Annotated in this window: 15 protein-coding genes and 2 tRNA genes; 11 read left to right on the top strand and 6 right to left on the bottom strand. The window is 65.4% G+C overall.

The features are described from left to right. Window positions 1-28: 28 nt before the first annotated feature. From ACZ6O0_RS08145 to ACZ6O0_RS08190, 10 genes are all read left to right on the top strand, one after another. Window positions 29-117, top strand: a tRNA-Ser gene (locus tag ACZ6O0_RS08145). 208 nt (window positions 118-325) lie between these two features. Then, on the top strand, window positions 326-1,429 hold the full coding sequence (locus ACZ6O0_RS08150) for a hypothetical protein (protein WP_465764134.1): 1,104 nt from the start codon (window positions 326-328) through the stop codon (window positions 1,427-1,429). A gap of 1,014 nt (window positions 1,430-2,443) precedes the next feature. Further along, window positions 2,444-2,689 carry a hypothetical protein gene (locus ACZ6O0_RS08155; protein ID WP_465764135.1) on the top strand — a complete coding sequence of 82 codons (246 nt, stop codon included), beginning with the start codon at window positions 2,444-2,446 and terminating at the stop codon, window positions 2,687-2,689. 115 nt (window positions 2,690-2,804) lie between these two features. Then, the gene (locus ACZ6O0_RS08160) at window positions 2,805-3,569 is read left to right on the top strand and encodes a TIGR04255 family protein (protein ID WP_465764136.1); all 765 of its coding nucleotides are present in this window, start codon (window positions 2,805-2,807) and stop codon (window positions 3,567-3,569) included. A 7-nt stretch (window positions 3,570-3,576) separates the two neighbouring features. Next, window positions 3,577-4,335, top strand: coding sequence for a hypothetical protein (locus ACZ6O0_RS08165; protein ID WP_465764137.1), 759 nt, complete (start codon window positions 3,577-3,579; stop codon window positions 4,333-4,335). Beyond that, on the top strand, window positions 4,335-5,270 hold the full coding sequence (locus ACZ6O0_RS08170) for a hypothetical protein (protein WP_465764138.1): 936 nt from the start codon (window positions 4,335-4,337) through the stop codon (window positions 5,268-5,270). The genes ACZ6O0_RS08165 and ACZ6O0_RS08170 overlap by 1 nt, the downstream gene beginning before the upstream one ends. Before the next feature lie 73 nt (window positions 5,271-5,343). Next, a tRNA-OTHER gene (locus ACZ6O0_RS08175) sits at window positions 5,344-5,474 on the top strand. 160 nt (window positions 5,475-5,634) lie between these two features. Continuing rightward, on the top strand, window positions 5,635-6,198 hold the full coding sequence (locus ACZ6O0_RS08180) for a dihydrofolate reductase family protein (protein WP_465764139.1): 564 nt from the start codon (window positions 5,635-5,637) through the stop codon (window positions 6,196-6,198). A 188-nt stretch (window positions 6,199-6,386) separates the two neighbouring features. Continuing rightward, window positions 6,387-7,148, top strand: a complete 762-nt coding sequence (locus tag ACZ6O0_RS08185; protein ID WP_465764140.1) for a class I SAM-dependent methyltransferase — start codon at window positions 6,387-6,389, stop codon at window positions 7,146-7,148. An 88-nt stretch (window positions 7,149-7,236) separates the two neighbouring features. Beyond that, window positions 7,237-8,016 (top strand): alpha/beta fold hydrolase, encoded by a 780-nt coding sequence (locus ACZ6O0_RS08190; RefSeq protein ID WP_465764141.1) that lies wholly within the window; start codon window positions 7,237-7,239, stop codon window positions 8,014-8,016. Here ACZ6O0_RS08190 and ACZ6O0_RS08195 read toward each other — a convergent pair. The 5 genes from ACZ6O0_RS08195 to ACZ6O0_RS08215 all read right to left on the bottom strand — a co-directional run bounded on the left by ACZ6O0_RS08195 (window position 7,964) and on the right by ACZ6O0_RS08215 (window position 11,741). Then, complete coding sequence (locus ACZ6O0_RS08195; RefSeq protein ID WP_465764142.1) at window positions 7,964-8,491, bottom strand: GNAT family N-acetyltransferase; 528 nt, start codon at window positions 8,489-8,491, stop codon at window positions 7,964-7,966. The two genes, ACZ6O0_RS08190 and ACZ6O0_RS08195, sit on opposite strands and share 53 nt — an antisense overlap. 24 nt (window positions 8,492-8,515) lie before the next feature. Continuing rightward, a complete protein-coding gene (locus tag ACZ6O0_RS08200) occupies window positions 8,516-8,917 on the bottom strand; it encodes a YybH family protein (RefSeq protein WP_465764143.1) in 402 nt (133 codons plus the stop codon). 58 nt (window positions 8,918-8,975) lie between these two features. Beyond that, entirely contained in the window at window positions 8,976-9,761 is a 786-nt protein-coding gene (locus ACZ6O0_RS08205) for an RNA polymerase subunit sigma-70 (RefSeq protein ID WP_465764144.1), read from the bottom strand. Further along, window positions 9,761-10,807 carry an anthranilate phosphoribosyltransferase gene (gene trpD / locus ACZ6O0_RS08210; protein WP_465764145.1) on the bottom strand — a complete coding sequence of 349 codons (1,047 nt, stop codon included), beginning with the start codon at window positions 10,805-10,807 and terminating at the stop codon, window positions 9,761-9,763. Before trpD ends, ACZ6O0_RS08205 begins: the two co-directional genes overlap by 1 nt. Before the next feature lie 148 nt (window positions 10,808-10,955). Next, complete coding sequence (locus ACZ6O0_RS08215; protein ID WP_465764146.1) at window positions 10,956-11,741, bottom strand: glycoside hydrolase family 16 protein; 786 nt, start codon at window positions 11,739-11,741, stop codon at window positions 10,956-10,958. Between the two features lie 76 nt (window positions 11,742-11,817). Here ACZ6O0_RS08215 and sigJ point away from each other — a divergent pair, with 76 nt between their 5' ends. Continuing rightward, the gene (gene sigJ / locus ACZ6O0_RS08220; RefSeq protein ID WP_465764147.1) at window positions 11,818-12,708 is read left to right on the top strand and encodes an RNA polymerase sigma factor SigJ; all 891 of its coding nucleotides are present in this window, start codon (window positions 11,818-11,820) and stop codon (window positions 12,706-12,708) included. Here the strand turns inward: sigJ and ACZ6O0_RS08225 are convergent. Then, entirely contained in the window at window positions 12,683-13,444 is a 762-nt protein-coding gene (locus ACZ6O0_RS08225; protein ID WP_465764148.1) for a phosphotransferase family protein, read from the bottom strand. The two genes, sigJ and ACZ6O0_RS08225, sit on opposite strands and share 26 nt — an antisense overlap. Window positions 13,445-13,487 lie beyond the last annotated feature (43 nt).

A 13,487-nucleotide genomic window follows, 5' to 3' on the forward strand; every position in this document is an offset into this window, starting at 1 on the left:
TCCTCGACGCTCGGCGGCACAGCCGTCAGGAGGGTTCGCATAGCGGCCGAGTGCGCTGGTCTTGAAAACCGGTATGGCGGGTGACCGTCATCGTGGGTTCGAATCCCACACCCTCCGCCTGTTACCTATCGAAGGCGGTACCTGACCTGCGGAAACGTCGCAGGAGCGCGCTAGGGCCGACCTGCCTCGGTGTCCGGCCATGTTCGGCAGGGTCCGGCTGAAACGGCTGTTCGGGCCCTGTGCGGGCCTGCGTCAGTGCGGCCCTGATCCCGGCTGCGAGCCTCACACATCATCGCGCTGGGCCGATTGTGGAAGGCTGCTCATTGTGACTGACACTGTCCGATATGACCGCGACGAGTGGTTCTTCGGTGGCGAGCGACGCCGTTGGGACGGGGCCTACTCGCTGATCATCAAGCGCAACGACCTCGCGGTGGCGACAGCGACCGATCTAGCCCGCGCCCTGCGTAAGGCACGGCGGGAGGACGCCGATCCAGCGAATGTGTGCATTGACCTTGCTCCTGAGGACCAGTACGAGCCCAAACACGCCGTCGTTGACGACATCTCGTTCATCCTGCTCGATGACGGCCGCCTCGCAGTTAGCTGCAGCCTCGTAAGTGACGAATACTTCGACGACGACGCACAGTTTCGCACCCTGCTCGCTCCGCTGGTCGAACCACTTCTTCGTCGTCTTAAGGCGAGGCTGGCCGGTGTCCAGGCCGACGACAATCGCCCTTCCGCTCCCTACTTTCACGCAGCCCAACTCACAATGCCGACGCGAGGAAAATCCCTGGAGCGGTTCTACAACGCCGCCGACAGCGTGAAGACGCTGTTCGATGCTGCCATTACAGGTCACCTCACGCGCGACACCGTGGTCGACCTCATCCTTGGTGGCCGCGCAGATCTCCTCATCGGCCAACCCGAAGGGCCGTGGCTCGACGTCAAGGCAGAGCATTACAATCTGTCCTCGCCCAGGGGCCAGATTTCGCTTGCCCAAGCGGTGAGTCGATTCGCAAACGCTGAGGAAGGCGGCATCGTCGTCATCGGGATGGCCACCAAGAGCATTCCAGGTGGTGAGCTCATCAAGTCCATACACCCTGTTCCTGTCGACACCGTGACCGTCCGCCGCTATCGCCAGGCCATCGAGAACCGGCTCTTTCCCTTCCCCGCCGGCCTCAAGATTCAGCCGGTCCGGACCGGCGCGGGCCAAGGCCTCGTTGTCGTATCCATGCCACCTCAGGAAGAAGAGTTGAAGCCGTTCCTCGTGCACGGAGCCGTCGTTGACGGCAAGGTAGAAGGCGGGTACATCAGCATCGTGCGGCGTAGTGGCGAAGACTCGATTCCCATCACAGCACAGCAAATCCACAGCACGCTTGCCGCCGGCCGAGCGCTTCTACGGCGTGGCCAGATCCCGCCGTCGATCTCAGGGTAGCGGTATCTTCGTGGCCCAGTTTGCCGAACGGATTCCTCTTATGTTCCAGCCCATCATCACCCGAGTCGCGTGGGCTGGAACATGAGGAATTGCGCCGGCCCGGCGACTTCGTGGAATTAAAGAGACAGTAGCCGTTACACCCCAATCAGATGACGCCAAATCTCTGCGACTGTCGTCCACACACCATCAGACCCGCGATCGGACGCTCGATAGCAAGGCGGCTCCAACGGGGTCTCCAGACGGCTCCTGGCGCTAGGGCGCGCTGGCCTCCCCACTTATCCCGAGCGGGGCACTTTCGGCAGGTTCGATAGCAACATTTCGATCGATCCGCAGGATCTCTCGAGGTCATCAATGGCGAGATTATCTCCGGTGTCCGCATATGGGTTGTGCTGTCCACCTTCTTCGTCGGAGAACCACGCGCGAATCTGGCCGGCTGTCAAATGTTCCTTCCAGAGATCAAGGACCTCTCCGCGATAGTCGCTGCATTGCGAACCTCCGTCGTAGTCCCAGGCGAGCTGATTGCTAGTTCTCAACTCCTCGCGACTCGCTGCCAACTGGTCGTAGCTATTAACTAGCGCCCATACAGCGAGGACCACCCAACGACGCCGATCGCCGCGCCAACTACCGCACCCACGTCCTCATGCTGCTTGAGAGCGTCACCGACGCGCTGCATGAGCGTGCTACGGCTCGGGTTTGTGCTGTCAGGCTCAACCATGCGGAGCCCTCCCCGGGCTCACGGACTTCCTCGCCCATTTCGGAAGTCTTGGCTCAATGCTGTCGCACACGAGCACATCCGTCACGATGGTGCGGACGTCTGTTGATTGTGTGTTCGCGCTCGGATCGCATCCCTGCCGGAGGCATGCAGCTGTGAACAGCCATCATCGCCAGCGCAGGTTTCGACACCGTTAAGCCTCGATCCGCCCGGACACCTCGCGTGTGTCGGTGCAACTCGTCACCGTCACCCCCCACGAACGCTCAGCGTGATCGCTACAAAGGCGGCGATCGGTCCAAGCTATGTGGCAGCAAGTCCGCCAAGATGTGCTCGGAGCCGAGATCGCCAAGTCGTCACGACTGGCTCAGCGGCCATATGACCTAAGGCACGCCGCAGTCTCGTCATGGCTCGCCAGCGGAGTCGACCCGAAACAGGTCGCAGAGTGGGCAGGACACTCGCTGGAGGTGCAGTTGCGGATCTACGCCAAGATCGTCGACGGCCAGGAAGCGAAGGCCTTAGAGCGGATCGAGGCATTCCTGCGCGCCTAGGCCTCCTAGGGCCACCGACGACCCGCCCAGCGCAGGAGGCGCTGGGCGCTTGACGGTACCGTAGTGAAAGAGGACAGTTTCCCACAAGATGCCCACATCACCAAAAAGGAGCCGCATGTTCGAAGACCTTCCTCCCCCGTCGCATGCGCAGCTAGCACGAGCTCCCTTGCAGTTCGTGGTGTGCCAGCTGCGGCACGAAGCCATCGACTCCACAGACCCGGCCCCTTGGTTCGCGGTACATGCGGCGATCAAGGAGCGGTATCAGGTCATCGAGCCTCACACGGTGCATGACCTGGCGGTCAACGTCGGCCCCGATGGCGTCAAGACCTCTGGTGAGCCCCAGCATGGGTACCGCCTACGTAGCTCGGATGGGTTATGGACAGTCGCGCTCCTGCCAAACTTCTTTGCGCTCGAATGCACCGGCTACACGGGTTGGACAGAATTCTGTGAGCGGCTCGGCGAACTCGTGCAAGTGGTTGCGGCAGAGGTTAGCCCGAAGATCGAGCAGCGTCTCGGTCTCCGCTTCATCGACCAACTCGACACGGAGGGACTCGCCAGTGTTGTCGATTGGACGCAGCGGCTAGATGGCGATCTGGCCGGCGTGCTAAAGCACCCGAAACTGGGGCCGCTTGTTACGTTCTCGCAATCAATCGTGCAGTTGCGCGACGGTGAGTTCAGCGTCATGCTGCGGCATGGGGTTCAGCCGGAGGGGACCGGTCGGGAGTACCTGATCGACACCGACTGCGCCCGCGAGGGTGGTCGACGCTTTGAGGGGGAAACCGTGATGAAAGACGTAGAGAGACTGCACACTGTTGCGCTGCAGATCTTTCAAGCCTGCCTACGGCCCGAGTACCTGAAATCGCTCGAATCGGACGCGTAGGCTCAGTATGAGCACGGCTTATTGGCAGCCGACCGTCGCCTCCGATGATGATTTCGGGCTTTTCATCGCTCCAGGTACCAGTTTCGAATCCGAACGGGTCCCCCCTCTTAGGTGGAAATTCCTGTCGACTTTGAGCGCGGTAGCCTCGCTGATGAATGGATCAGACCCCGCGACTCCGGTCGCTGCGAAAGTGATCCATAGAGAGATAATGCGGCCAACCTCGGCGAGATACTCTTCTGAAGCTTGGCTGGTCGCTCAAGTCGCGATTGACTCGGAGCCGGATTCCGGGCGTCCAAAGGTGATACCCGGATCTGAGATCCTGCGCGTTGTTACGGACTTGGTTGAGTGGCTAGGGGTCACCCGAGTCGACGTTGCCAGGATTGGCGGATTCACCCGGAGGAACATCTCGAACTGGGCCACAAAAGGTGCTTACCCTGCAACGGTGCGGCATCTGTTGGGTGTGCACTCACTTGTAAGTTCTGTCATCGACAGGATAGGCATTGATAATGCGCGTCAATGGATTGCAATCCAGGCCGGTGGAGAAGCTGTCGAACCCGCGAGCGTTGTCGAGATGCTCGGTGATCAGGAACGAATCGGAGAACTCGTAAGTAGCGCGTCAGAGTTCCTCTTCGTGACGCCACCAAGGCTGAGTCAGTTCGCTGAACTGGCGTTGGAGGACGACATAGAGGAGCCCGCAGTTGAACCGCCCAATCGGAGTCGAAAGCCTCCGATTCGCGTCAGTCCGAAGCCGGTGAGGCGTGGCTGATGGTCGATGACGTGCCAGTGCCTGAGGTGATGACCATCACCGCCGGCCTGTCCGATAAAGAGGGCTGGCCGGCGGGGTTGCTCGAAAAGCTCACAAGTATCAGACAAGGCGATGTGATCGATTCGCTGACTCTCGATGGGCCCTTGCCGCTCGTCTATCACGCGTGCCCCCAAGCCCCTGTTTGGCAGCGAACTCATGACTACGCTGACGAGCTGGGTCAGGCTGTCGTCGTCCTCTCTGAGTCCACGCAGGCTCCCCGCCGCTATGTGATTACTTCGCAGACCTGTGACATCATCGAAAGCGCAGGCGAACCCAATCACCCATGGATTCAGGTCGCACCGGTCTTCGAAATGACGGACGCGCTCAACAGTGGCCAGCGGAAACTAGTGTCGAAGCGCGGTGGAAACAAGTGGCTCTGGCATTTGCCTGCAGTCCAACCAGGTTTTTGGGTTGCGGATCTGCGAATCGAGATTCCTGTTGAGAAGGGTCTCCTCGGAGTCCTGAATACATATGCTGGCCATGTGGATGAAGAGGATCGAAGAGCGTTCGGCGATCGCCTCGCAATGAGGCGGTCGCGGCCCGCCTTCTCTGACCTCTTTTGCGACGTTGTTCAAAAGCCGTTGGTGATTCGCCTCCGGGAGTTGCAGAAGACCGACGAACTGCTGTACTCCCAGATGGATTTGGACGTTGAAGTATGCGTGAGAATGGATAGCCACCTAGACCCGCGGACCGTCCAGGTCGCCCTCGTCCACGATTCACTCTTGTCGTCGGATGTGGTCGACTGGTGGCAGGCCTGGTGGACCGAAGCGGTCGGGCCGGCGGGAGATGCTGGTATCACTCTCCTGCCACTGCAGTCGTTCGACTCCGGCCAGATGAACGTCAAGGAGTACAGGCAGTTCAAGAGGCTTCCCCTCGATCGCATCAGCCCCGCGTGAGAGGTTGTTGGAGGCGCCGGCCGAGGGAGTCGGATGCCACCGCGGGCCGGACAGGCCCTATTTGGGCCTGCGTGGAGGGTCACCACGTCTGCCTGTCCAGAGTTTGCGCAGGTCACCGGCCAGTTGCGCCCCATGACATCACTTGGTCTTGAAAACCGGTATGGCGGGTGACCGTCATCGTGGGTTCGAATCCCACACCCTCCGCTCAGGCGGTCTCCACCAAGCGCCACTGCCGGATAGGCGCTGACGGGGACGCCTCGTGAGATTTCTGCCGATGACCTGTCGGATCCGGAGTGAGGCGTTCGTAGTAGGGGTGACGGGCAGCCGGAGAAAGGCCGCCGGACTGGCAGAAAGGCATGGCGCCATGCGGAAACTGATCTACGGCATGAACCTGACCCTGGACGGCTACGTCGCCGCGCCCGGCGACGACATCGGCTGGGGCGCGCCGAGCGACGAGCTGTTTCAGTGGTGGCTCGACCAGGAGTTGGCGATCGGGCTGTTCATGTACGGGCGCAGGCTGTGGGAGGCGATGAGTTCGCACTGGCCGACCGGCGACCAGCAGCCCGACGCCACCCCGGCGCAGATCGAGTTCGCGCGGAACTGGCGGGACACGCCGAAGGTGGTGTTCTCCTCGACGATCGACAAGGTCGACTGGAACACCCGCCTGGTCACCGGCGACGCCGTAGCGGAGATCACCCGACTCAAGGCCGACGACGGCGAGCCGATGAGGGTCGGTGGCGCCACGCTCGCTGGGGCGGCCATGCGGGCCGGGCTGGTCGACGAGTACGAGATCGTCACCCATCCGGTGCTGGTGGGCGGCGGCAGACCGTTCTTCACCGCGCTGGACAGCTGGGTGAACCTGAACCTGGTGGAGACGCGGACGTTTCCCGGCGGCGTGGTTCTGACCAGGTACGAGACGAGGCGTTGAGCGCGATTCCTTTGCTGCTTGTCTGAGGGAGGCAGGATGCCCCGGAGCAAGGTCGAGTGGCTCGGCGCACACTCCCTGGCATCGGGACAGTCCAGAAGGTTCCTCTGACCTGGGGAAACATGCCGCCCTATCTTCGGCGGCGGGGAAAATGGCAAGCGGTGGGGCGTGGAAGGTGTCAGCATGCGGGCATGGTTGCGCGGGCGTTGAGCTTCGGGGCGGTGGCGGAGACGTACGAGCGGTTCCGGCCCGGGTACCCTGTGGAAGTCCTCGATCTGGTGATGACGTACGCCGGTGGGCCGATCCGGACCGCCCTCGAGTTCGGCGCCGGGACGGGCAAGGCAACGCGCCTGTTCGCGCAGGGAGGGATCGCGGTCACGGCGACCGAGCCTGACGCGGCCATGCTCGCGGAGATGCGCAAACACCTGCCGGCGAACGTCACCACCGTGCAAGCCGCCTTCGAGGACTTGCCGCTGGAGTCGTCGTACGAGCTGGTGTATTCGGCTGCCGCGCTCCATTGGACCAACCCTGAAGGCCGGTGGGCCCGCATGGCCGCACTCGTCCAACCGGGTGGAGTGTTCGCCTCGTTCGGTGTACCGATCCAGCTGGCCGACCCGGACCTCCAGGAGGCCGTGCGCGCGGCACGTGCGCCGTACTTGGAGAACGACGGCGTCCCGTCGCCCGACGGCACGCCCGCGGATCGCCCGATGCAGTGGCCCGGCACGGAGCTCCAGCAGTCGGAGTGGTTCACCGATGTCCGGCAGTCGGTGATCGAACGGCGCCTGACGATGAGCGCTCACGACTACATCGGACAACTCTCGACGGTCTCGGCGTACGTGATGCTCCCGCCCGCCGATCGAGATGAGGTCTTCCGCCGAATCCTGCAGGTCCTCCCCGACACCGTGGAACTCAACGCCGAGATCACCGCCCACCTCGCCCGCCGCCACCACTAGCACGACGCCCCGGCCGAACGAGGTGGGCGCGCGTTGAACTTCGGGGTTGGGCGGTTGGTCGGGTCGTTCGGGGTGGGAGGGTGGGGGGATGGAGCTGCGGATTTCGGTTGGGGTGGATGCGGTTTGGGCTGAGCATCTGGCGGGGGACGGGGTGCCGGTGGTGTTGCTGCATCCGGGGGTGGGGGACTCGCGGGTGTGGGACCGGGTGATGCCGGTGCTGGATGGGCGGCGGGTGGTTCGGTACGACGTGCGCGGGTACGGGCGGTCCGCGGCGCCGACTGAAGAGTTCTCGTTGGTCGAGGATCTGGTGGCGGTGCTGGACCAGCTCGGGCTGGAGCGCGTGCTGTTGGTCGGGTGCTCGATGGGTGGAGGTACGGCGCTGAGCTTCGCGCTCGAGGATCCCGCCCGAGTGCATGGGTTGTTGCTGTTGTGTCCGGGGGTGCCGGGGTTCCCCATGCCCGACGAGCCGGAGCTAGACGCGGAGTACGACGCGTTGGCGGCGGCCCGGGATGTCGACGGGCTGGTGCGGTTTGGACTGCGGTTGTGGGGTGCGGCGGGCGATGACGCCGCCGCGGTTGCTCAGCTCGAGGCCGCCGTACCGGCGTGGTTCGACCAGGGCGACTATCTGAAGCCGGCTGCGCCCGTCTACGACCGCCTGAGCGAGGTGCGGGCCCAGACGGTCGTGATGGTGGGTGACAAGGACCGTCCGATCATGGCTGCGGTGGCCGGCGCGACCTCGGCGCGCATCCCCGGCGCGGAGTTCGTGTGGATGTCTGGCGTCGACCATCTGCCGAGCCTCCGCAACCCGGCTCTGGTCAGTCAGACGATCCTGCGGATGTCTGACCACGTTCCCACTCGGCCTTCGTGATCAGGAACTGCCGGTAGAACGAGGGAGCGCCGACGAAGGGCTCGTCGGTGCCTCTGCCGGTTTCAGTCATGCCCAAGGCGATCAGGATGCGGATCGACGCCTGGTTGGCGTCCAACGCCTCGGCGGTGATCTCCGCCAGGCCCAGGTCGCCGAAGCCATGGTCGAGGCCCAGGCGGGCGATCGCGGTGCCGAGGCCCCGGCCCCACCGGCTGGACGGGCCGACGACGTAGCCGAGCTCGCGCTGGCGCGGTTCGTCCCCGTGCAGGTCGACGTACCCGACGACCTCGTGGTTCAGGACCGCGGCGAGGCGGATGAGCTGCGGCTGTGAACCCGCGACCAGCCGGCGCCAGTGGGCCTCGTGGTCGGACAGCGGCAGGTCGACGGTCCAGCCGGCGTGTTCACAGAACCGCTGGTCCTGTCCCCACCGCGAGTAGATCGCGATGTCCGACGGGGCCAGCGGCCGGAGAACCAGCATGCAACGAGCCTACGTGCGCCCTGGCTACGGCATGGGTTGTGCGTTGTCGTGCGGGAACGAGTGGTGTTCGTGTGTCACGGTCCAGCGCCCGTTGTCCTTGCGCAGGCCGATAGTCAGCCGCAGACGTGCGTCAGGGTTCTCATCAGGCGTGCCGCAGCGCAGTAGCGCGAATGCGAACGCCACATCCGATCCAGCCGTCACGTCCAGCGACTCGAGCGCGAAGGACGCCCCAGAGCGTTGCCATTCGAAGAACCCGGGCCATGTCTCGCGGTAAGCGTCCAGCCCGCGCACACCGTCGTACGGCGGAGGTACGTCGTACATCACGATGTCCGGCGCGTGATCGACCAGCACTGTGGCCAGATCACCGGTGTGTACGGCGTTGACCCAGTTCTCGATCAGAGTCCGGATCTCCTGCTCGTCAGTCATCTCTCGTCCGTCCTGTAGAGGCACTGTCACCCCTGTAACCCCGGCACCGCACCGAAACTCATCGCGGCAGCGATGACGGCAGCCCGAAGGACGGGAAGTCCGCCTCCAGGAACGAGACCACCTCCGCGATCTCCGACCCGCGCAGCACGACCACATCGAGTCCACCGGGCACGAATCGCGAGCCGTCCCAGAGGTACGTCCCGAACGCGAGCTGACCGTTCGCCCGCGCCGGCCGGAAGCGCCACTCCTCCCGCAGCGGCCCCCCGACCAGGAAGTCCCTGATCGCCGCGCGGCCCGAGAACCACTCCGGCAGCGGCGGCATCGAGTACCGCGCGTCCTCGGCCAGCATCGCCACGATCGCGTCGACGTCACCCGCTTCCCAGGCGGCCATGTACCGGCGTACCAGCTCACGCTCAGCGGGCTCGCCCAGCTCCCGCAGCGTGGCCTGCTGACTCGGCACTGAGCTCACCACGGCACGCGCGCGTTGCAGCGCACTGTTGACCGCGGCAACCGACGTATCCAGCAGTTCGGCGACTTCACGAGCAGCAAACGCCAGTACGTCGCGCAACAGCAGCACTGCCCGTTGGAGCGCGGACAAATGCTGCAGCGATGCGACAAACGCCAGCTCCACCGATTCCAGCGCCAACACACGGGCCTCTGGAGTCAGCTGCTCAGTCCACTCCATCCTCTCCGCCGGAAAGGGTTCCAGCGCTTCCAGCTCCCGGCGCCCACGCCGTTCGAGCATTCGGTAGCAGTGAGCATGCAACTCACCACGCCATGGCTCGACCAGTTGGCCAAAGGCGTGCTCGTCACCGGCTCGTGCGGCTTCCAGTAGCTCTCGCATCACCTGCACGCTAACGAGTGATTGGCCCAGCGCTCCAGGGTCTCCGCGGCTTTGCCATCGTCCACAGCTTGCCGGCACCGCTCCAGACAGTCCGCCAGGTCTTCGAGCAGCAGGCCGTTCTCGAGGTCCAGTGTGGCCAGGGCGGCCGCGGCGTTCAGCAGTACGACGTCCCGCACCGGCCCGTGCTCACCGTCGACCAGACCGCGGAGCAGGCGGGCGTTGAACGCGGCGTCCCCGCCTCGCAGCTCAGCCAGTGAGGACGGGCGCAGTCCCAGTGCGCGCGGGTCGAAGACGGTCTCGCGAGCGGAGCCGCCCGACACCACCCACAGCCGAGAGAGCCCGGTGGTGGTGAGCTTGTCGAGGCCATCGTCCCCTCGAGCCACGAGAGCCGATTTCCCTTGCTGGGCGAGCGCATGGGCCAGCACGGGGAGCATCCGGGGGTTGGCAACGCCGACCAGCTGACACCGAGGGTCGGCGGGGTTGAGCAACGGTGCCAGCACGTTGAAGGCGGTGGGGACCGCCAGCTCGCGGCGTACCACCGCGACCTGGTGCAAGGCCGGGTTGAAGCGTGGCGCGAACAGATAGGTGAGGCCGACGTCCGCAGCCACCCTCGCGGCGTCTGCCGCGGACAGGTCGAGTGGTACGCCGAGATGCTCGACCAGATCGGCAGAGCCGCCCGCGGACGAGGACGCGGCCCGGCCACCGTGCTTGACCACGGTGACTCCGGTGGACGCCGCCACGACCGCGGCCATGGTGGAGACGTTCACCGCACCGGTACGGTCGCCGCCCGTGCCGACGATGTCCACGAACGGACCGTCGATCTGCACCGGCGTGGCGTGCGAACGCAGTACCGAAGCCAGTCCGTTCAGCTCGTCGGCGGTTTCGCCCTTGGCCCGCAGGGCGATCAGGAAACCCGAGATCTGGGCCGGTGACGCGGCGCCCAGCACGAGCTGGTCCATCGCCCAGCCGGTGTCCGCCGCGGTCAGGTCGGAGCCGGCCAGGAGCGCGGAGATCAGCCCGGACCAGGTCCGGAGAGTTGTTGCCATCGGCAATCCTCGAGGGTGCGGGGCCGCCTACGAGGAGACATCACAACGGCCGCCTCGCAGGAGACGGCCGGGTGGTTACGCGCGGAAGCGGCCGTCTAGTCGACGGCCCACCACTGACCCGCGCGCAGGAACATACCGATGACCTTAGTCAGGCGACCAGTTGCTCCGCAATGTTCCATCCACGGATGGAGTCGACGGTGAAGGTGGGCACATGGTCGCCGGCACTCCCATCGGGGAAGTCGAAGACGGCGAGCATCAACTGCAGGGGGTACGTCGGCGCGCCCGAGCAACTCCGGATCGGGGCGCCGTCGACGAAGAACGTGGCCTCGCCGGAAGCCCACTGGACGGAGTAGGTGTGGAAGTCGGCCAGGTCCAGCGGGAGCTTCACCGCCTCGAAGTCCTGCGGGACAGACGGGTCACGGATGGTCTTCAGGCCCATGCCGACAGCCGTGGACTGACCGGGAACGATCGCGTCGCCGAAGACCTCCATCACGCAGATCTCGCCGCACTGCTCCGGCTGCTCCTCCAGTCCGACCATCCACAGCGACACCATCGAGCGGGGACTGATGTCGGCCCGTGCGTGGAGTTCGACGTACCCGCCGTTCGGAGTCCAGCCCCAGAACTCCTGCTGCGCCTCGCGGACGACGAGACCCTCCCGATACGGCTGCTGCCCGATCGTGCTGCCCACTGGACCGGAGTAGTTGCCGGACTGGATCCCGGACACCCGCAGGTCCGGTTTGTGGTCGCCCTCGCACCAGAGTCCCTGCTCCGGCGGGATGCTGAGCGTGAGGCAGGAGTCATCCAGCCGGTACGTCGCAGCCGACGCCGCACGGGAGCTCCAGTGCGGCAGATAGTGCGGCGACCACGCGGACCGGTCGAGCGACGACGCTTCGAAGTCGTCCTCGAACACCATGTCACCGCGGGTCGCAGGCATGACCCCATCATGGGCGATGGTGCGGCGCTGTCACATCATGGTGCTCCGATCCGTCAGGGAAGTGATGGAGGCATCAGTGGACGACCACGACCAGCTCGCGCGGCAGTTCGAGCAGCATCGCGGGCAGCTGCGTGCGGTCGCGTACCGGATGCTCGGGTCGCTGGCCGAGGCCGAGGACGCCGTCCAGGAGGCGTGGTTGCGGCTGAGCCGGTCCGACGTGAGCGAAGTCGGCAATCTGGCCGGCTGGCTGACCACTGTGGTCTCACGGGTGTGTCTGGACATGCTGCGCAGCCGGAAGTCGCGGCGGGAGGACTCGCTGGAGACGTTCGTCCCGGATCCGATCATCAGCCGCGAGGACGGTGGCCTCGGGCCGGAGGACGAGGCGCTACAGGCGGATGCGGTCGGTCTGGCGCTGCTCGTCGTGCTGGAGACGCTGGCGCCGGCGGAGCGGCTGGCGTTCGTCCTGCACGACATGTTCGGGGTCAGCTTCGACGAGATCGCGACGATCGTGGACAAGACGCCGGCTGCGACGCGGCAGCTGGCCAGCCGGGCGCGGCGGCGGGTGCAGGGTGCGCCGCGGAGTGATGGTGACACCGGGCGGCAGCGGGCCGTGGTGGAAGCGTTCATGGCCGCGTCCCGCGGTGGTGACTTCGAGGCGTTGCTCGCGCTGCTCGATCCGGACGTCGTACTGCGTGCCGACGCTGGCGCGGCGAGCGCGGAGTTCGCCGGTCCCGCGGTGTCGAAGCTGGTCCGTGGTGCCCGGGCGGTGGTCGAGCAGGCGCTGCTCTTCACCCGGATGGCGCCGTACACCGAGCTCGCGACGGTCAACGGCGAGCCGGGGACGATCACCGTCGTCAACGGCCGCCTGATGGGCGTCATGGGGGTCACGGTCGTGGACGGCAAGATCACCCAGATCGACATCCTCGCGGACATCGACCGGCTCAAGGAGCTCCCGCTGTCGGCCTGACCAACCCCAGCACCCGCCGTGCCTGCGCCTCCGCCGTCCCGGGCGGGTTCCGGTCTGCGCTCGGTCCGCCGGGGCCGATCAGTGTGAGCCAGAACGACGCCCACAGACAGCGCGCCGCGTGGAAACGGTCCGGATCGACGGCGAAGCGGCGTACGACGGGACTCCAGTCGGTCTCGCGGCCGGACAGGTGCTCGACGAGGTTGGCCAGCTCGAGGGCGAGGTCACCACGTCCCGCGTCCTCGAAGTCGACGATCCGCACGCGGGTACCGTCCCAAAGGTAGTTGGCGAGGTTGGGATCACCGTGCGCGACGACCGGGTGATGTGGTTCCCATGAGCCAGCGCCGTCGAGCCAGTCGCCGGCGGCTGATGCGGCATCGGCGATCACCCCGGCGCCCGTACGCAGGATGGTGAGCGATCCAAGGGTCCGGTCGATCAGTGCGTGGATGTCGATCGCGGGTAGGTCGTGGGGGTCGATCGACCACAGCACGGCGAGCGCGTCGCCGAGCGCGAGGAGCTGCTCAACCCCGAGCAAGCCGCTGAGCGGTTGGCCGGGGAGGACGGTCATCTTCAACCACGGTTGTGGATCCGGGCCCGCCGTCAAGGGGGTCGGGGCCAGCCCAGGGGCCTCGACGGCCAGCAGTTCGAGGGTCGCCCATTCGCGGTCCGGCTCGGCGCGTGACCACGACGCGTAGCGCTTGGTGAGGACGGCGTCGTCGAGCTCGACGGTGTGGGTCATGCAGAAAGTTTGCCGGGGCGTGTCGATTACCCGGGCCGCACTT

It is taken from the genome of Kribbella sp. NPDC048837 (assembly GCF_055586945.1).